This is a genomic window from Rhizobium sp. PRIMUS64, from assembly GCF_023006465.1.
Classification (GTDB): Bacteria; Pseudomonadota; Alphaproteobacteria; order Rhizobiales; family Rhizobiaceae; genus Rhizobium; species Rhizobium leguminosarum.
In genome coordinates, this window is the sequence record NZ_JALBGX010000051.1 from 1 (window position 1) to 17,466 (window position 17,466).

The 17,466-nt window shown below is 61.7% G+C and carries 18 protein-coding genes and 2 pseudogenes; 12 read left to right on the forward strand and 8 right to left on the reverse strand.

The genetic code is table 11. The features are described 5' to 3' along the window. Both MOV76_RS20190 and MOV76_RS20195 read left to right on the forward strand, forming a co-directional pair. The coding region (locus MOV76_RS20190) for a helix-turn-helix transcriptional regulator (RefSeq protein ID WP_247265147.1) at window positions 1–660 on the forward strand (660 nt) is incomplete at its 5' end. Window positions 661–946: 286 nt separating this feature from the next. Then, on the forward strand, window positions 947–2,488 hold the full coding sequence (locus tag MOV76_RS20195; RefSeq protein WP_247265148.1) for an Ig-like domain-containing protein: 1,542 nt from the start codon (window positions 947–949) through the stop codon (window positions 2,486–2,488). 59 nt (window positions 2,489–2,547) lie between these two features. Here the strand turns inward: MOV76_RS20195 and MOV76_RS20200 are convergent. Beyond that, window positions 2,548–2,757: pseudogene (locus tag MOV76_RS20200) on the reverse strand (cell division protein FtsZ); the annotation flags it as partial. Window positions 2,758–2,961: 204 nt separating this feature from the next. Between MOV76_RS20200 and MOV76_RS20205 the strand changes: the two are divergent. Next, the gene (locus MOV76_RS20205) at window positions 2,962–3,240 is read left to right on the forward strand and encodes a hypothetical protein (RefSeq protein WP_018074348.1); all 279 of its coding nucleotides are present in this window, start codon (window positions 2,962–2,964) and stop codon (window positions 3,238–3,240) included. Between the two features lie 103 nt (window positions 3,241–3,343). On the opposite strand, the gene ftsZ is transcribed toward MOV76_RS20205, so the two are convergent. Continuing rightward, on the reverse strand, window positions 3,344–4,363 hold the full coding sequence (gene ftsZ / locus MOV76_RS20210; protein ID WP_012758070.1) for a cell division protein FtsZ: 1,020 nt from the start codon (window positions 4,361–4,363) through the stop codon (window positions 3,344–3,346). A gap of 244 nt (window positions 4,364–4,607) precedes the next feature. On the opposite strand from ftsZ, the gene MOV76_RS40360 reads away from it, so the two are divergent. The 4 genes and pseudogenes from MOV76_RS40360 to MOV76_RS20225 all read left to right on the forward strand — a co-directional run bounded on the left by MOV76_RS40360 (window position 4,608) and on the right by MOV76_RS20225 (window position 8,209). Then, window positions 4,608–4,907: a DUF6966 domain-containing protein gene (locus tag MOV76_RS40360; RefSeq protein ID WP_408987998.1), complete on the forward strand. Its 300-nt coding sequence runs from the start codon at window positions 4,608–4,610 to the stop codon at window positions 4,905–4,907. Window positions 4,908–5,155: 248 nt separating this feature from the next. Continuing rightward, a complete protein-coding gene (locus MOV76_RS20215) occupies window positions 5,156–6,829 on the forward strand; it encodes a hypothetical protein (protein WP_247265149.1) in 1,674 nt (557 codons plus the stop codon). Window positions 6,830–6,920: 91 nt separating this feature from the next. Then, window positions 6,921–7,167 (forward strand): annotated as a pseudogene (locus tag MOV76_RS20220) (hypothetical protein); the annotation flags it as partial. A 250-nt stretch (window positions 7,168–7,417) separates the two neighbouring features. Then, window positions 7,418–8,209 (forward strand): HNH endonuclease, encoded by a 792-nt coding sequence (locus tag MOV76_RS20225; RefSeq protein ID WP_247265150.1) that lies wholly within the window; start codon window positions 7,418–7,420, stop codon window positions 8,207–8,209. A 71-nt stretch (window positions 8,210–8,280) separates the two neighbouring features. Here the strand turns inward: MOV76_RS20225 and MOV76_RS20230 are convergent, their stop codons facing one another. Together MOV76_RS20230 and MOV76_RS20235 are read right to left on the reverse strand one after the other, a co-directional pair. After that, window positions 8,281–9,651: a HAMP domain-containing sensor histidine kinase gene (locus MOV76_RS20230; protein WP_247265151.1), complete on the reverse strand. Its 1,371-nt coding sequence runs from the start codon at window positions 9,649–9,651 to the stop codon at window positions 8,281–8,283. Continuing rightward, window positions 9,648–10,316 carry a response regulator transcription factor gene (locus MOV76_RS20235; protein WP_247265152.1) on the reverse strand — a complete coding sequence of 223 codons (669 nt, stop codon included), beginning with the start codon at window positions 10,314–10,316 and terminating at the stop codon, window positions 9,648–9,650. The genes MOV76_RS20230 and MOV76_RS20235 overlap by 4 nt, the downstream gene beginning before the upstream one ends. 145 nt (window positions 10,317–10,461) lie before the next feature. Between MOV76_RS20235 and MOV76_RS20240 the strand changes: the two genes are divergently transcribed. Continuing rightward, window positions 10,462–10,950 (forward strand): hypothetical protein, encoded by a 489-nt coding sequence (locus MOV76_RS20240; protein WP_247265153.1) that lies wholly within the window; start codon window positions 10,462–10,464, stop codon window positions 10,948–10,950. 69 nt (window positions 10,951–11,019) lie between these two features. Then, window positions 11,020–11,433 (forward strand): hypothetical protein, encoded by a 414-nt coding sequence (locus MOV76_RS20245; protein ID WP_247265154.1) that lies wholly within the window; start codon window positions 11,020–11,022, stop codon window positions 11,431–11,433. Between the two features lie 120 nt (window positions 11,434–11,553). Here MOV76_RS20245 and MOV76_RS20250 read toward each other — a convergent pair whose 3' ends face one another. The 3 genes from MOV76_RS20250 to MOV76_RS20260 form a co-directional block, all read right to left on the reverse strand. Beyond that, window positions 11,554–12,540 carry an aldo/keto reductase gene (locus MOV76_RS20250; protein ID WP_247265155.1) on the reverse strand — a complete coding sequence of 329 codons (987 nt, stop codon included), beginning with the start codon at window positions 12,538–12,540 and terminating at the stop codon, window positions 11,554–11,556. A 178-nt stretch (window positions 12,541–12,718) separates the two neighbouring features. Next, a complete protein-coding gene (locus tag MOV76_RS20255) occupies window positions 12,719–13,255 on the reverse strand; it encodes an AAA family ATPase (RefSeq protein ID WP_115157284.1) in 537 nt (178 codons plus the stop codon). A 107-nt stretch (window positions 13,256–13,362) separates the two neighbouring features. Further along, window positions 13,363–15,375, reverse strand: coding sequence for a BTAD domain-containing putative transcriptional regulator (locus MOV76_RS20260; protein WP_247265156.1), 2,013 nt, complete (start codon window positions 15,373–15,375; stop codon window positions 13,363–13,365). Window positions 15,376–15,551: 176 nt separating this feature from the next. Between MOV76_RS20260 and MOV76_RS40125 the strand changes: the two genes are divergently transcribed. From MOV76_RS40125 to MOV76_RS20275, 3 genes are all read left to right on the forward strand, one after another. Beyond that, a complete protein-coding gene (locus MOV76_RS40125) occupies window positions 15,552–15,794 on the forward strand; it encodes a DUF1127 domain-containing protein (protein ID WP_309506269.1) in 243 nt (80 codons plus the stop codon). Window positions 15,795–16,105: 311 nt separating this feature from the next. Continuing rightward, on the forward strand, window positions 16,106–16,486 hold the full coding sequence (locus MOV76_RS20270) for a VOC family protein (protein WP_047621174.1): 381 nt from the start codon (window positions 16,106–16,108) through the stop codon (window positions 16,484–16,486). Window positions 16,487–16,531: 45 nt separating this feature from the next. Further along, complete coding sequence (locus tag MOV76_RS20275; RefSeq protein ID WP_193443610.1) at window positions 16,532–17,014, forward strand: cupin domain-containing protein; 483 nt, start codon at window positions 16,532–16,534, stop codon at window positions 17,012–17,014. A gap of 107 nt (window positions 17,015–17,121) precedes the next feature. Here the strand turns inward: MOV76_RS20275 and MOV76_RS20280 are convergent, their stop codons facing one another. After that, window positions 17,122–17,466, reverse strand: a complete 345-nt coding sequence (locus MOV76_RS20280; RefSeq protein ID WP_018242640.1) for a response regulator — start codon at window positions 17,464–17,466, stop codon at window positions 17,122–17,124.

The following is a 17,466-nucleotide window of genomic DNA, read 5'->3' on the forward strand; positions in this document are numbered from 1 at the left end:
ACCTGGCTGGAGCAGGGGCGCGGCGGTGCGCCGTCTGCCGACGTGCTCGACCGGATCTCGCGCGCGCTGATGCTGACCGATGTCGAGCGCGAGCATCTCTTCCTCATCGGCCTCGGCCGCCCGCCCGAGGTGCGTTACCACAGGCAAGAGGGCGTGACGCCGAGGTTGCAGGGCGTGCTCGATGCGCTGGACCCGAGCCCGGCGCTGATCCGCACTGCGATCTGGGACGTCGTCGGCTGGAACCGGGCGGCAACCGTGCTTCTGACCGATTACGGCGCGCTGCCACCTGAGGAGCGCAACGTGCTCCGCTTCATCTTCCTCGATCCGCGCGTGCGCGCCGCCCAATACGACTGGGAAAGTGTTGCCCGTTTCGTCGTCGCCGCCTTCCGCGTGGATGCGGCCCGCGCGGGTGCCGCGGCCGAGGTCGAGCCCCTCGTCGACGAACTCTGCCGCAAGAGCCCCGAATTCCTGGCGATGTGGCGCGACAACGACGTGCGCAGCCACGGTGAGGGCGCCAAACACATCAAACACCCCATCCTCGGCCCACTCGCTTTCGAATATTCCGTTTTCCAGGTGGATGGCCGGCCGGATCTCAGCATGGTGGTGTACAACCCGGCGACGGCGGAGGATACGGCGAAGATCAAGGGGTTGGTGGGCTGAGGCGAGGGCAATTGGTCGATCGATGATATTGCGATCTTCATCGCCTCAGTCCCGACAAATCTGCAGTCATTCTGTGGATAGGCGCGCCCAAGATTTGAGCCGCGCGGATGGGGGATTTCAATGAATTCATATCTGCCGCGGTCTTGGGCGCCGCTTCGGGCTTGCTAGCATGACAAAGCTGTGAAAGCCTAAAATACCACTCCTGCTAGAAAATTTATTGACCGACCCGGTTTCAGCTGCTTTCCTCCCGATAGACCAAGGCGAATGGAGCTTGAAGGAGATATCCATGGCAGTGCTTGCAAAACCTGTGGCGGTCGATGATGTCAGGAGCGCTTCCGAGAATGATGTGATCTCAGGCAATCTGCTGGATAATGATCTGGCAGGGGGCTCCGGCAACATGTTTCTCAACTTCTTCGACGGCGAGAGGGTGCTTGCCAAGAAGGATGGTGCGATTACCGATATCGAGGGTGAATACGGCACGTTCCACGTCAAGGCAGACGGCTCTTACACCTATACGCTGAACGAGGCGGCCAAGGCGGGCTTCGTTGACGGAATGACGCTGACGGAGACGATCGGCTACAAAATCTCCGACGGCGCCGGCAATACCGATGTCGGCCATTTCACGCTCGACATTCACGGGGTCACGAGCCCGCCGGTCGCGGTCGACGACGCCTTCTCGTTCCGCGAAGGAAGCGAGATGGCCGGCAACGTGCTTGCCAATGATCACGCTGGAGAGGCGGGCACGCTTTTCCTGCGTTCGGTCGAGGGCACGAGCATTCCTGCCGGTCAGGGGCAAGGGCAGACAACCGACGTGGCGGGTGAATTCGGCACCTTCCATTTCGCAGGAGATGGAAGCTTCACCTACGATCTCGATCCGGCCGTAAAGGCGGGCCTCAACGACGGCGAGCATATCACGGAGAAACTCCAATATTACAAGGTCTCCGACGGCGCCGGTCACGCGGATGCCGGCGTGATCACGCTGACCGTCGACGGCGTGACGGACGGGAAGTCGTTGAACACCAATCATGTCGAGGCCCAGGCGGATGTGGTGCGCCCCTTCCTGGACCATTACGAACTCCAGGGGGTCGCGATCGATCCGCTAACCGGCAAGTATTACGTCAGTTCCGGCCATGGTTTCCCAGATGGTTCCATGGTGAGCATTTACGACAACGCAGCCGCATTTGAAGCCGACAACGCCAGCGGCGCCATCTCTCTCGGCGACTATGACAAGGGCGAATATGACATCGGCGGAACCTATTTTTCGGTCCGCGGCGGCGAGATCATCGGAAGAACCAACGAGGCGAGAGGCGAGGAGGACCCTTTCCCCGATCAGACCTATCTCGCAAAGTGGGATGCCGCCGACGGATCGCTCGATCAGAAGGGCGACCCGATTCCCGGCCTTATCGGTAAGAACGGGGCGGGTACGTTCGACTGGGGTGGATACACGGCCGTCAATACGATGCAGGATTCGACCGGCATTTACGTCGTCGGCCGCATCGATGATGCTACCTGGCAGGTCTCCAAGATCGATCCCGACACGCTCAACCCGATCGAATCCAAGACCTTCGCGGCCGGCGGGCTCGGCTACGGCTTTGCCGTCGACGGCACGTTCTTCTTCGGCGATTCCTCCAGCAGCGAGCATATCGGGACGGCCTTCGACTTTGAAACCGGGGTCAAGACAGCGGTCGACGTCAACATCGCCATACCGGGAGACGACTTGATCACCAACGTGGTCTATGATTCAGCGGCGGATAATCTCTACATCACCAACACCGGGATCGACGAAATCTCCGTGGTGCACAATATCTCGGACGTCCTGTTCATCTAGCGCATCAGCCCGAAAATCGGAATCGATTTTCGGAAAGCACGATGCGAGGATTGAAAGTGTTAGAGCGTCCTTTGTGCGTCCGAAAGCAAGCACGGCGTTCTATTCCTTACCGCTCGAATGCCGACCCCGCCCGTTCTCTTCACGGCGGGGCCTTTAACGGCGGCGTGAGGCGCGGATGCGGGCAGCGGGCTGCCTTCCAGGCCGGTCGCTACCACTGAGACGCGGAACTTGCCGTCGAGGCTGCGGTCGAAGATCGCCCCGACGTATGCAGTCTTGTCGTTGCGGACAAGGCCGCTCTCCTGCCAGTACGAGGCGTCTCCGGCTGTCCTGGCAGCAAGAGCGGCGGGCCGTGCGGAACATGGATGGCGGCCGACGCCTTCAGCCGGCCGCGTGGACCGGTCTCGGCCGATGATTTGGAACCATGATCCCGCCGTACTGTTTAACAGGAAGGCGCGGAAGCGCCGATAACGGGGATGCCGATTGCCGGCCAACCCGGTAATGACGATCGGCCTTTCGGTTCGCCTATGGAGGAGCACGACATGCAAACGACCCGATCGAAAGAACTGGCGGACGAATACCTGCGGCTTGGCGGCAAACGGCTGGCCAAAATCGATGACAATATCGTCAAGATCCGCCACTGGGATGATGACACGCCGGAGGCCGAGGCCTTCTGGCAGAAGCACATTGAGCCGTTGGATGACAAGCGCCGCGTAGAGGTCGAAACGCACCTTCCGACGATCAACGACCGGTGATCGCGGCGATTTCGCCGGAGCGCAGGACATTGAAGCACGACAGCGCCGCGCGTCTGAAAAGACGCGGCAGGCTGTCGTGCTCGGATATGTCGCGCCGCTGCGCTTACTGCAGCGTGCGCGTCTGGATCTGTTCGGCGGCGTGAGGCGCGGATGCGGGCAGGGGGCTGCCTTCCAGACCGGTCGCTACCACCGAGACGCGGAACTTGCCGTCGAGGCTGCGGTCGAAGATCGCGCCGACGACGATATCGGCGTCTTCCTGCACTTCGTCACGAATGCGGCTTGCCGCCTCATCCACTTCGAACAGCGTCATATCCGAACCGCCGGAGATCGAGATCAGTACGCCCCTGGCGCCCCGCATCGAGATATCGTCGAGAAGCGGGTTGGCAATTGCCGCTTCCGCCGCCTTCATTGCGCGGCTTTCACCGGAGGCTTCGCCAGTGCCCATCATGGCGCGGCCCATGCCTGACATGACCGACTTCACGTCGGCAAAATCTAGGTTGATCAGGCCTTCCTTGACGATCAGGTCGGTAATGCAGCCGACGCCCGCATACAGCACGCGGTCGGCGGTCATGAAAGCATCGGCGAACGTCGTTTTTGCATCAGCAATTCGGAAGAGGTTTTGATTGGGAATAACGATGACCGTATCGGCCGCCTGGCGAAGCGCCTCGATGCCGATTTCCGCCATCCGCATGCGGCGGTTGCCTTCAAAGGTAAAGGGCTTGGTGACGACGCCAACCGTCAGGATGCCTGCGGCACGCGCAGCGCGGGCGATGACAGGTGCAGCACCCGTGCCCGTGCCGCCGCCCATGCCGGCGGTGACGAAGCACATGTGCGAGCCGGCCAGGTGATCCATGATCTCATCGAGCGACTCTTCGGCAGCCGCATGGCCGACCTCCGGCAACGAACCGGCGCCGAGACCCTCCGTCACATTCGCGCCAAGCTGGATGCGGCGCGTCGCCTTGGAGGTGGCCAGCACCTGAGCGTCCGTGTTCGCAGCGACGAATTCGACGCCCGCCAGCTTTTCCGCGATCATATTGTTGATCGCATTGCCACCACCGCCGCCGACGCCAATGACTGTAATATGCGGCCGTAGTCCAGAAATGCCGCTCTTGGCGTCCGTCATCGCGCTCTCCTTTGATGCTTCGTTCATGCCCACCCTCGTTTGCGGACGGCGAATCGTCCGTCCACGATACGCGAGCAACAAGGCAGAGGCGAGGCGAAAGACGTTCAGCGAGAGCGGCGATGATCGGCATCGCTTCAGCCATAGGTCGCGAAGAGCAGGCTTCAGAAGCGGCTGTTGCGATGGCAACCAAAGAAGGGACGCCCGTTATCTTTTGCTGCAATGAGATTTAGCGTTAAAAGACGGCATGCAATTACATCACGATGTCGCCAGATTCGCTGCCGTTCTCAGGAAGCTTGCACTGTTGCTTGCGGCCAACGACGCTGTCTTTTGGGCGAGCCATGTCGAGACATGTCTGCGGGCTGTCGAAAACTCTGACACCTGGGGATTGCGCCGTTTCAGGGAGATGTTTGGCGGCACGGGTTCTCTGAATGACCTCGTTGTGCAACGCGACGGTAGCCCGCTTCTGCAGGAGAACGATGAACTTCGTGCCCTCCTTGACGAGGCTTGGATTCTGGCGGACGAGCTTGCCAGAAGGGAGTTATAGCGCTTCGCTTGCGGTTACAGGGCTTGCAGCCTCCGCCATTCGCTCCGCTTCGGTGCCTCTTCGGATGATCGGGTCTCCGAACTCCCTCGCGTCGACCGTTTCCCCCAATGTTTCAAGGGAGTACGCCCTCAAGGGATACTGAAAATTTGAGCCTTGCCGTTCATGGTCCAGGCGTGAGTCTCTGATAGGGTTTCTCCCAACCTGCTATGGGAAGCGGCGATATCCCGGTCATTGCGGGTGGAGAACAGATGCGTAGATATTTCCCGATCTCGCTTGTCGGCCTTGTGGTGACGGGGGGCGTCTTCGTGCTTCAGGCCATACCGTTCACAGGCATCTTTCTGATGTTCGCGTTCGCCATGGCCTGGTCGATCGTGCTGGTTAATGCCAGCATGATCGGCGTTGCCATCGAGGCGGTTGTCGGGCGCGTGTCGCGTCTGTGGCTATTGCTGCCGCTGATCTTTTACGGAGGATACTGGACGGCTGCGGCGCTCGATCATTTCGCCTTGCGTGATCTCGCCAGCCGCACGGATTCCGCCAATGCGCAGGTCGTGACCGGATTTGATCCCGCTCGCCAGGCGCTGGTCTTCGCGAAAGGCGGGGCGTGGGATGGGGCGTGGCTAACCCAGAATTTCGCCCTACCGGTCGCTTACTCCGTCAATCCCAACTTTCCAGAGGGATATCTGTCCGATCGGATGATCGACAGCGCGGTTTGCGCCAAAGTCCGCGCCACACGCGCGCTGCAGTCGGCCTTCGTACAAGCGCTCGATTTCCATGACGGCGAAGCACTTGACGACAGGCGCACGGAAAATCGTTTCTGCAATCTATCCATGCCGGAAAAGCCACAGCTGCCCATCGTCACCGTCAGTCAGGAGGAGACGAAGGAATTCGAGAAAAGCCTACCGGTGAGACGGATCACGACGACGATCACCATGCCGGACGGTCGACGCTTCCAGCTTCTCGGAGGTACGGCTGCACCGCTCAGCTGGATACCCATGCCGATCATCGGATGCTTTCTCAACTCCGGAGCGCCGAGATGGGACTGCAGCGCGCAATTCACGCGAAACGGATTCACGTCCATCTTCTCGGGCGATAGCCCATACAAGGGCGATTCCACGGCGCTCGCCCGGGCTCTCGGCCTCAAGCCCGTGGCGGTCGAGAACCGGGTGGGAAGCGATAGCGCTGTCATCCTGGCGAAGATCGCTGCGACAGAGGAGGCGACCCTGGCGCGCCAGATTGCCAATGTCGACGCCATGATCGCCGATCCGGCCGCCAAGGTCACCGAATGGCAGGTCGATGTCCTCATCAATAGCACCGACGCGCTTACCTCCCGTGCCGACGCGATCATGACGGGCATTGAGCGGGCAGCCGCGACGACAGGGCGATTGCGTTCTTCGGCACGGGAGAGCGGCCGTATTCTGGCCCGCCTGGCAGCCGCCCTGCCGCCGGACAAATTCGTGGAACTCGGCCCCCGTCTTCTGTCGGTTTATGCTGCTGCCGACAACGACCACTGGCTTTGGGAGGCGGAGCCGCTCTTGCGCCGGCTCGGCGATCTCGGCCCCGGCGCTTTGCCCTACCTCGCCAATCCGCGCGCATCTCTGCCTTCGGTCAATGGCGCAGGCGTCGAAGGCCTGTGCCGGGTCGGCTCATCAGGGCGTGCTGTTGCCGAACCTGTCCTGCTCGCGCTGTGGGCGAAGCCCAATCTCGGCTACGACAGACTTGGCGATTTGTTCGCTGCAATGCGGCGCATGGGAATCACGCCGCCGCCTCTGGTCGATGACAAGCGCAAACTCTTCCCGAGGCTGCAGGCCGACTGGGCCGATGTCTCGCCATCGTCGCCGCCTCGGGTCTGCGCAACCCGCGCGGAACGCGGCGCCCGGCAACAGGAAAAGAACGGCGGCGTCCGGCGGAATAACCTTTACTGACAAGCCGTTCGAGAATTGGCAAGCGCGCCTTTTCCGCAAGGTCTGGTTGTTTGACAACGTTCACCCTCAGCACGCCATTTCCGACCTTTTCATTGGGGGATCGACGGACCGAACCCGCGAGAGCGGTGTGGGAGCCTGCAGCGGCGGCGCGCTTCGAGATCAGCGAAAACGGGGCAAATTTCCACGACTTCGCGCGGCTCTTCCGCGACCATCTGAAATGCCCCGATGCCTTGTTTCTGGATGGCGGGCGAGGGGTGGGGATCTACAATTCCGAGATGGGCCGTAACGACTGGTCCTGGCATGGTGGGTATGGACCTATGTTTGGCGTGGTGGAATGACGGCAGTTGCGGGAATGCGGCTTGTCCCCGAAACGGCCGGCTGGCGGATGCGACGGTCAGTAGGGCTGGCTCTGGGCTCTTTTCGAAGAAGAGGATCGATGGTCCCTAAAATCGACGGGAGTCAATGGGACGATTTGGATAGCGGGTGCACAGTTTATTTTGAGAGTACAGTAAAGGCCGTTTTGCACGAAGCAACAATTATGAGAATCGTCTGATAAGTTGTATTGCTTCCGGCATGCGCTCTTTGGTAATGCGGAAGCAGAATTACTATCTGGACGGAAGATGTGTCTTTTGCCGAAAAGCGTTTACGCAGGCAGAACTCACCGACGAGCACATCATCCCCGAAGCTATCAATGGCTCCTTGGTGATACGCTACGGTTCCTGCAAAGAATGCGCTACGCGCTCCAATCAAGAATACGAGAACCAAGCGCTCAATGTCGACCTTAAAGTCCCCAGGTTGCTATTAGGTCTCCGTGGCAAGTCGAAAGGTAGCGGACCGCGCGACGCGCGACATATGCCTGAGGTCTTTGCAGGCGATTCGGTGATGGGCGAGGAGGGAAAACGCCTTGATTTCCCGATCGAGGACTACCCGAAACATTTCTCGCTAGTGCAGTTTAGTCAGGCGGGGCTCTTAGTTGGAATCGATCGAGGGGCTACTCTTGTTGATCCACGGCTGGCGTTCTTCAGCTTAGGGGGCAACGGTCTCGAAAATGTCAGGACTAGGGTTCCGTTTATCAATGGTCCGTTCGCAATGATGATTGCAAAAATTGGCTATTGCTATGCGATGGCCGAATACGGCGATGATTATTTCGATGCCACGGATATCCGCGCGCTTTTGATGGGAACGCGTGATGACGTTTACAACTTTGTTGGCAACGCAGAGAATCCCGAAAGGTTATCGACATGGCATCTTCACGGTCTGTATTTCCGTCGCAGGGCTGAATGGTTGACGGTCTTGGTTCACCTATTTGCTTCCTGTCACTCGCAGCAAGGCACGAATATTTGTAATCCGTACGAGGTCGTAGTCGGGAGAGCGTTGTGACAAATGATGAGAACCCAAAAGACGCTGATCACTCCGCGGCACTTTCACCTTCTATCGAACCAGCCCAAGCCCTACCGCGCCAATCGCACCGCCACCGGCAAACACAGCACACATCGCAACCCCACCGCCTCATTCGCCCCCAGCACCAGAGACCCACCATAAAGCCCCGCAAGCTCGTTGACGATGCTGAGGCCAAAGCCGTTGCCGGGGACGCGTTCGTCTTCGCGAACGCCCGGCAGGAGGACGGCGGTGAGGCGGTCCGCGGGGATGCCGGGGCCGTCGTCCTCGATCGTGATGCGGGCGGTCGGGCCGTCGCGGCGGGCGCGGAGGGTGACGCGGGAGGCGGCCCATTTGAAGGCGTTGTCGATCAGGTTACCGAGCATTTCCTCGACATCGCTTTCGTCGCAGGCGACCCGCAGGCCTTGGGCGATATCGGTGTCGAAGGCGATCTTGCGTTCGGCGTGGATCTGGCCGATCGCCCGGTGCAGATCGGCGACCGATGCCGCCATCTCAGTGCTGGCGACATTGTCCGACGAGGCCATCACCCGGCGGGCGGCGGCGAGGTGGTGCTTGATCCTGTTGTCGATCCGGGCCGCGAGGCTGCGCAATCCGCCTTGCGGATCGTTTTTCTCGTCGAGCGCCAGCAGCAGGCTCGCCACCGGTGTCTTGAGGCCATGGGCAAGGTTGGCGAACTGCATGCGTGTTGCCGCCAGCCGCTCTTCGTTGGCCGCCAGCAGCGTGTTGGTTTTCAGTGAGAGCGGCGTAAGCTCGACGGTCGCCTCATCGGGCAGGCGGGCGCGTTCGCCCCGGTTTATGGCATCGATATTGGCCGCCATGGATTTCAGGGGGCGCAGGCCGAAGCGGATCTGCCAGAGCGTACCGGCCATCAGCACGAGGCCGAGCAGCAGCATGCAGGGCACAAGCCAGAAGAGCGCGCGGAGCGCCGGGCCGACGAGGGCGATCATCGGCGCCGTCGCGGTGATCGTCAGCGTCATGCCGTCGACGCTGCGGATGGCCTGGCGCAGGTAGAGCGGCCCTCTTCCCCGATCACCGCCCCTGCCTGATGTCGGCATGCCCATCAGCACATGGCGCAGGTCCTGCCGTGGCGGCGGTGCGTCTATCGTGCCGTTCATCAGCGAGCGGGAGGTCAGGCGTTGCCGCCCGTCGTCGATCTGCCAGTACCAGCCTGAGGAGGGGCGATCGAAAGGCGGCGCATCGAGCGGCGTGGAGAGGGCGATCTTTCCCTCAGCGTCGCGCGTCACCGCTCCGGCAAGGGCGCCGATCTGGATGTCCAAACGCTGGTCGACCTGCTCGCGCACCACCGTTTTCAGCGCCAGCCAGAGCACGATGGCGGCCACAGCGAGCGCCAGCGTCACGAAGATGCCGGAAAACATCAGCAGCCGGCCGGCGATCGATCTTGGCTTGAGGGACGGGGCCTTCATGGCGCCACTGCCGCCGTCAGCATATAGCCGCGGCCGCGCACCGTCTCGATCCGATCGGCCCCGAGCTTCTTGCGCAGGCGGGCGATGATGACCTCGATGGAATTGGAGTCGACTTCGGCACCGCCGTCATAGACGCGCTCGGTGAGTTCGCGCCGGTCGACGATCATCTCCTTGCGCAACATCAGACAGGAGAGCACCCGCCATTCCAGCGCCGTCAGCTTCAGCGGTAGTCCGTCGAGCTCGAAGGTGCCGAGCTGCGCATCGAAGACCAGTGCGCCGCAGACGAGCCGCGAGGCGGCATGGCCGGACGCCCGGCGCACCAGGGCGCGCAGGCGCAGCACCAGTTCCTCCACCTTGAACGGTTTGGCGAGGAAATCGTCGGCGCCGGCCTTGAAGCTCGAGACCTTATCCGGCCAGCCGTCGCGGGCCGTCAGCACCAGAACCGGCAGGTTGCGTTCGCCCTCGCGCCAGCCCTTCAGCACGCTGACGCCATCGATCTTCGGCAGGCCGAGGTCGAGGATTGCGACATCGAAGAGTTCGGTCAGCCCCGCATGGAGGGCGTCCTCGCCGTTGCGCGCGATATCGACGACGAAGTTTTCCGATCGCAGCACGGCGGCGATCCGGCCGCTGAGGTCTTCGTCATCTTCGACGAGCAGTACGCGCATGGGGCAGGGCTTTCATCGAAGGGTATCTCTGGGGACGGGCCAAAACTATCGGGCCGAGCTTAACTCAATCTGAACGGAGAGGTTCAGGCAGGCGAGGGGGTGTGGCGGTTAGATTGCCGCCATTACTGAAGCAAGGAGCAGATATATGCCTGATGAAGACCAGGACAACGGACATCCCGAAGGCGCCGCCACGCCTATGCCGCCAGGATACCGCCGGCGCCGGCTGGCGATCCCCGTGATCGCGGCCGCCGTGGCGCTTGTCATCGGTGCTGCCGGGGGCGCCGGCGCCGTGAAGATGATGCGTCCCACGCCTGAAATGGCGCCGCTGACGCCCGTGGCGATTTCGGCCATGCCGGCCACCAGCCTCGTCACCATCAAGGGCAAGGTCGCCGAGATCTACGGCAACAAGTTTGTGCTGCAGGACGACAGCGGCAGGGCGCTTGTTGAAACGGGCCGGGCCGGCGAGGGTCGCGCTCTCGTCACCCCCGATGAAGCCGTCACCGTGCAGGGTCGCTTCGACGATGGCTTCGTGCATGCAAGCTACCTCGTTCGCCAGGACGGACGAACCGAAGCGCTGCGACCGCCGAAAGGTCCGCCGCACAGACGGTTTGCCGATTTCGATCACAGGCCCTGACGGGCGTGAACCAAAGCCGCGCTGCGGTGTTTACAGACACGCCTCATAACTCCGAAAGGAAAGCTTCTCATGCAACGACTTCTCCTATCAGGCCTTGCCCTTGCCGCACTGGCTGGCACCGCCTTCGCCCAACAGCCGCCCGCTCCGCCATCCGCCGGAACTCCACCGGCAGCGGCCGAACCCGGCTCGCCGCCTCCGCCGCCATCTCCGTCTGCCTCTGATGACGATGAGCAGATGACGGACCGGCCGGATGTGCGGCCGGGAGATCGCCCCGATTACCGCTGGCATGGTCGGAGAGGCGACATGGGCTTCCGTGGTTTCCGCGGTCATCGCCCGCCGCCACCACCGCCGTCCAAGGCAGCCCATTTCCGGATTGAAGACGGGAATACCCAGATCGATCTCAAATGCGCCGAGGATGAACCGATGAAGGCCTGCGCCGATCTGCTGCTCCAGGTGATGGACCGCCTGCAGAGCCAGGACTGATCATCCGCGCCTGAGGCGGGTGCCACACGATGATGCAACCGTCCGCGATTTCTCGCGGGCGTTTTTGCGGGTTTCTCGAAGACGTCAGCGACTGGGGGCCAACGGGCATTGGCCTTCGGCTCACCGCGTGACGCGGGCTGCCGATGTTGCGGAGTAGCGATCGCCGTGGACCTCGATGCCTGAGAAGACCGCGTCGATCTCGGCCAGTTCCTCCGATGTGAAGGTGATGTCGGCGGCGGCGATATTCTCTTCCAGCCGGTGCAGCTTGGTGGTGCCGGGAATGGGGACGATCCAGGGCTTGCGCGCCATCAGCCAGGCGATGGCGATCTGGGCCGCAGTCGCGTTCCTGCGAGCGGCGATCGCCTCGATCGCATCGACCACCGGCTGGTTCGCCTTGCGGTTTTCGGCCGAAAGGCGCGGATTGGTCTTGCGGTGGTCGTTGCCGCCTTCGAAACTGGTGTTCTCGTCCATCTTGCCGGTGAGGAAGCCGCGGCCGAGCGGGCTATAGGGCACGAAGCCGATGCCGAGTTCTTCGAGGATGGGCAGGATTTCCCGTTCCGGGTTACGCCACCACAGCGAATATTCGCTTTGCAACACGGTGACGGGCTGCACGGCATGGGCGCGGCGGATAGAGTCGGCATCGGCTTCGGAGAGGCCGAAATGCAGCACTTTGCCGGCGTCGATCAGATCCTTGACCGTGCCTGCCACCTCTTCGATCGGCACGTCGGGGTCGACCCGATGCTGGTAGAAGATATCGATGCGATCGGTGCGTAGCCGCGTGAGGGCCTCTTCGACGACCACACGGATGCGCTCCGGCCGGCTATCCAGGCCCACATCAGGCCGGCCATCCCTGAAGCCGAATTTCGTCGCGATCACCACCTCATCACGGATCGGCGCCAGCGCCTCGCCGACGAGATCTTCGCAGGTGAACGGCCCGTAGGCCTCTGCCGTGTCGAAGAAGGTCACGCCCCGCTCATGCGCCGCCCGCAAGAGCGCAATGGCATCGCCACGCTCCATCGCAGGTCCGCGATGATAGTTCAGCCCCATGCAGCCGAAACCGATCGCCGAAACGTCAGGGCCTCTTTGGCCGAGCTTGCGTTTGATCATGCGGATGTCCTCCTCAGGTTTGATCGTAACCTAAGGGCAAAGGCTGGTATCGATTAGCCGGTGATATCGGCATGGGCTTATGAGTTGGGTTCATGAATGTCGCCCGACGAACTGGAAAGCGGCGAATTGCAAAAGGGCGGGCGAGGGCTGGTTTGCGCTGAAGGCCGATGGCGTGACGTCATGACGCCAGCCGGAAGGCTCCGCTTTGCACGGCTTCGATAACCGCGCCCAGCGTCTCTTTCCTGCCTTGCCCATCCGTCGACAGAACATGTCGCTCAAACGCACCCAGCGATGAGAACTGTCGATGGAGCTCTGCAATAGGGCCGGGATCGGTCAGCGTATCGCCGCCACGCTCCCGGCAGCACCGGATGGCGACATCGAGCGGCGGACGCAGAATCACGTAGTGGAGGGGTGTCGCGATTTTCCGGAACGGTTCCAGGAACCACGGCCCGACAATGCCGTCCACGACGACGAAGTAGCCTCCGCCGGCATAGCCCGCCGCGGCCTTCGTCAACACGTCGACGACAACGATGTTCTGTTCATGAGCTTCCGGCAGATAGGGCGGGATCACGCCGTTCTTGATGAAATGCCAGAAGTCGTCGGAATGAAGATGGACCTTCGGCGAGCCGGGCTCGCTGGCGAGCGCCTCGGCCGTCGTGGTTTTTCCGGAGCCCGGCGGCCCGGTGAGAATGAGAACTTCACCCGTGTGATCCATCGCGCGGCAATTTCGCACGAAGCAGCATCGTTTCGCAATTAGCCGATAGGGGGTGGGTAATAGCCCGGTATGCCCCCTTCGTTCCGAGGACGCCGCTGAAGCGGCAGCTACTCCGGCAGTCCCGCCATCCTGAGAGCCTCGATATATCGATTGCGATCGTCCGGTCGCCGGAATGGTGGCAGCACGTCGGCGAGATTGGAAAGCCGGAGGGCGGGGTCCATCAGGCACAGGCGAGTGATCGTTTCCCCGGCTTGCGCAAGCCGTCCGGCCATGGCCTGGCCCGCCGCCATCACGCGCATGGCGCTCGGGTAGTTCGGCTGGTGCCGTAGCGATTTTCCCGCCCAAGCGGCGGCGTCGTCATAATGGCCAGCGCAAAAATGCGCGAGGCCGGTGTTGAATTGCCAGGCGAACAAGCGCGGATCCAAAGGGCTGAGGCGCATGGCAAGAGCTGCGTGTTCGACGGCCTTATCGGGCTCGCCCAGGCAGGCCTTCACCCAGCTGCTGACGCCGAGCGCAGCGGCCAGGTTCGGGTTGAGAAAGACTGCGCGATCGATGCAGGCCGCACTGTCGTCAAGGTCACCGCCGACATAACCGATGACATATCCGCCGTAAGTGAGCGCAACCGCATCGTCCCAGCCGAGTTCGACCGCTCTGCGGGCCAGCCGGGTGGCTTCGGCGGTTTCCTCTGCGGGATTGAGCATCCAGCCGTTGCTCTTTCGGGTGGCGTAGCAGCGCGCCGCTCGGGCATGGGCTATGGCGAATTCCGGGTCACGCTCGATCGCCTTCATGAAAAGCCGTAGGGCCTCGTCGATGACCGATCTGTTGGTGATCGTCCGGTCGAAGGCCGCCAGGCCGCGGAGATAGTAGTCGTAGGCGTCGAGGCTCTCGGTCGGCTTGCGTTTGGCGCGCTCGATCTCAGCCTCCTCCACTTTCGGCGTTATGGCGCCGACGATGCTCGAGGCGACCTGATCCTGGAGATCGAAGACATTCGCCAGGGTTCCGTCAAAACGATCGGCCCAAAGATGTGTACCGGTCGACGTATCGATGAGCTGCCCGGCAATGCGCAGGCGGTCACCCGTCCGGCGCACACTTCCTTCGACCACATAGCGTACGTCCAGCTCGCGTCCGACCTGCTTTATGTCGACCGCCTGACCTTTGTAGGTGAAGCTCGAATTCCGTGCGATGACATAGAGGTGGCGGAATTGAGCAAGCGCGATGGTGATGTCCTCGACGATGCCGTCGGCAAAATATTCTTGCTCCGCATCACAGCTCAGGTTCTGAAACGGCAATACGGCAACCGACGGCCGGTCGGGATGTTTCGCCGGGGCTGGGAAGACCTGCGGCTGTAAGGCCACGTCGAGGCTGGGTGCCGTCCGCTGATGTTCGGATCCCTGGCGCGATTGCAGCGAAGCGGCCAGGGAAAAGGTCTCTGCCTCGGGTTCTGCCTGAAGATGCTTCTTCAAGAACGCCCGACAGGCTTCGAACTGGCGCAGGGCCGCGTTTTCGTGACCCCTGAGAGCGTGGATCCGCATCAGCGCCCGATGGGCGGCCTCCATGGTCGGGTCCACAGCCAGCAGCCTCTCGGCGAGCCCTTCGCAAGCCGATTCTTCCGCGGAGCCCGGCTCGGAGAACGCGAGGCTCAACCGCTCCACCAGCTGCAGCGCCTTGCGTTTATAGGTGCTCCGATAGGGTCCAAACCACTCATCCAGCCCGTCCGGAATGGCCTCGCCTGCGAGCACCTCGCCGCGGTAGAGATCGGCGGCGAAGGCGAGATCGGCCGTCCGGCCCGCCTCCAGTTTACGGTCGAAGATCGAAATGTCGGTTTCATCAGGACCTGTTATCAGCGCAACGGTCTCCTGATCCCCGTCGATGTAGACGGTGGCATCTCCCCCACTCGGGAACGATCGTCTGATATCCACCAGCGCCTGCCGCAGGCTATTGCGGGACTGCTCACTGCCTCGTCCCGGCCAGAAGGCTTCGGAAAGCAGTTCTCTGCGATGGCCACGGCGGCCTGCAAGCGCCAGGGCAGCAAAAAGAAGTGACGTCTTGCGCGTGGTGAAGCGGATTTGCCGGTGCTCCCGGGACATCACTTCAAGACCACCCAGCAACCTGATGCGCAAAGACCGTCTCCCAGATTTCGACCGCCACCGCAGAATAGCATTTCGGCAGATAGATTTAACACCGATTTAGCGGCGGCTTGTCGAAGTTTTCCTGGCCGTTCACGCTGAACCGAACAGCCGGAATACGCCCGCGTGTCAGGCTCCCATCTGCAAATCTCACACATGGGAGACTGAAAATGGCTCACACGGAAACTCACGCCGGCATCAGCGCGCCGAAAGGACAGTTGTTCGGGTTCAGGCCCAACAGCGTCGCAATGATCATCACTGCCCTGAGGAAGTGGCAGCGGAGCGTCGCAAGACGGAATGCATTGGCAGACATGACGCCCGACCAACTGAGGGACATCGGTCATCCCCGGGCCAATCGACCCGTGCTCGAAATCAAAGCGGGGCTGATGACGAAGTTGATGTCGATGCGATAATCGGAACGTTCCACCGTGCGGACGCGTCGGCTGTCGGTCGACAAGGCGAGGATCCAAGGCGCAAGCTTTGAAGGCAATCATTGATTCCTCCGAGGATGTAATGCCGATCGATTTTCAGCATGCACAGCCCCGTCAATGATTGGCGGGTTTTTTTGCTGTTCGGCGGCAGGTGAGCTGTGGGTGTGGGCGAGTCCGCTCTGTCGGGGCAGGGACCACTGATCTGGCATTCCCCCTTCGCCATCAGAGTCGTCTGTTTTCCCGCCGCGGCGATTTCGACTATGATGGGACGAGGGAACGATAGGGGGCACGGCATGATCGATCATATCACCATCGCAGTGAGTGACCTTGAGAAGAGCAAGCTGTTCTATGAACGCGCTTTCGGCCCTCTGGGTTATCGTCTCTCCTTCGGAAAGGAGGGCGTGTTCTGGGCCTTCGATGTCGGTGGCAGCCTGTTCGAAATCCAGCGCACCGAAGACAAGCCGCCTCTGACGCGTGTGCACGTTGCCTTCCGGGTTCGGAGCAGGGCGGAGGTCGAGGCGTTTTATCGGGCCGCGCTCGACGCCGGCGCCCGGGACAATGGCGCGCCTGGCCCGCGGCCGGAATATGAAGAGAACTATTATGCCTGCTTTGTTCTCGATCCCGACGGATACAATATCGAAGCGATGCTCAATGAGCCGGCGCCGCAAGGGTGAGGCGCAGGGCTCCGCCCAAAAACTGCAATCGAGGGGGAGGCGGATATGTCGAGTTTCAGGAACGCCGTCGTCTCTTTGCCCGGCAAGGAGCGCGTGGCGAGGACGCCCTTTGGCGCGAGGATCGTCATCCATGCCACGGCCGCCGAGACCGGCGGCGCGTTCGGGATGTGGGAAACCTTCACACCGCCCGGTCATGGCCCGGCCCCGCACACGCATACGCGGGAGACGGAAGTCTTTCGGGTCATCCGCGGGCTCTATCGATTCCAATGCGGCGACGAGGCGTTCGACGCGCCTGTGGGAACCGTCGTCGTTCTGCCGCCACATGTGCCGCACAGCTGGCGAAACATAGGCGACGAACCCGGCCAGATGTTCGGCACGGTCACGCCAGGCGGCTGCGAGCAATTGTTCATCGATATCGAGGCTTTTGGTGCTGATACGCCCGAGAAAATCGCGGTGATCGAAGCGCGACTGGGGATCATCAACGACATCACGCTTGCCCTCGGATTGACAGGCCTGCAACCGCGCTGATCGTCCATCAGGGTGTCGATCGGATCCAGTTCAGACCTGCGCCATCGCCCGCCACAACAAGTCTCATTGGAGCGGCTCTTTGACTTGGGCATCGGCCCTCTTGCATCTCAGCCTTCAGTTTCGATGACAGCGGCAAGATCGGCAGTTGTGAACGGCTTGGTCAGCACCGGTCGGCCGGCAAAGGCGGGATCGATACCCGCTGGCCCATATCCGGTCGCGAAGGCAAACGGGATACCGCGCTGCTGAAGGACTGCCGCCACCGGGAATGACTGATGCCCGGCGAGGTTCACATCGAGAATGACGAAATCAAGATTACCGTCGCCGGCAACCTCCAGCGCCGTGGGCAATCGCGCGGCTGTCGCGACCACTTCGTGACCGAGGTCCATGAGCATGTCCTCGATCATCATGGCGATGGTCATTTCATCTTCAACGACAAGGACGCGCTTGGCCAT